We start from the raw sequence: 362 nt of genomic DNA, 5'->3' as shown, positions 1-362 counted from the left end.
TATTTTTACCTCTTTATCATTATACAACATTTTGGTAGTTATTTAAAATAAAAATTTCAATTTTGAAGTATATCACTTGACACTTCGAAAATGAAGTATTATACTATTGTCTAGATACTTCAATTTTGAAGTATCTAGAAAGAAGGTGAAGTAAAATAATGTATTTAACATCAGAAATTAAAACTGCTCTACGCAAAAAACGAGGAGTGCTAGATTTAACAAAAGGTGAAGCTGCCAATCAGCTTGGTATTAATCGTCTTACTTATGGACGTCTTGAAAGCCCAACACGTAATGAGAAAGTACGTCAGAGTACATACGAACGCATTACCGAGTGGCTCGCTAAGGACTATTAAAAAAACGCA

At 32.0% G+C, this 362-nt stretch carries 1 protein-coding gene; it reads left to right on the top strand.

Going from position 1 to position 362, the window contains the following annotated elements; genetic code table 11:
* Positions 1-158 precede the first annotated feature (158 nt).
* Entirely contained in the window at positions 159-353 is a 195-nt protein-coding gene (locus tag JKP73_RS22195; RefSeq protein WP_012898390.1) for a hypothetical protein, read from the top strand.
* Positions 354-362 lie beyond the last annotated feature (9 nt).

This window comes from Virgibacillus salexigens, from assembly GCF_014905415.1.
Taxonomy (GTDB): domain Bacteria; phylum Bacillota; class Bacilli; order Bacillales; family Amphibacillaceae; genus Virgibacillus; species Virgibacillus salexigens.
Note: the sequence above shows the minus strand (reverse complement) of the source record. Positions and strands in the feature narration are given on the sequence as shown.

Coding starts and splice junctions, on each gene's coding strand:
- JKP73_RS22195 (WP_012898390.1), top strand. CDS start 159: ATGTATTTAACATCAGAAATTAAAACTGCTCTACGCAAAAAACGAGGA.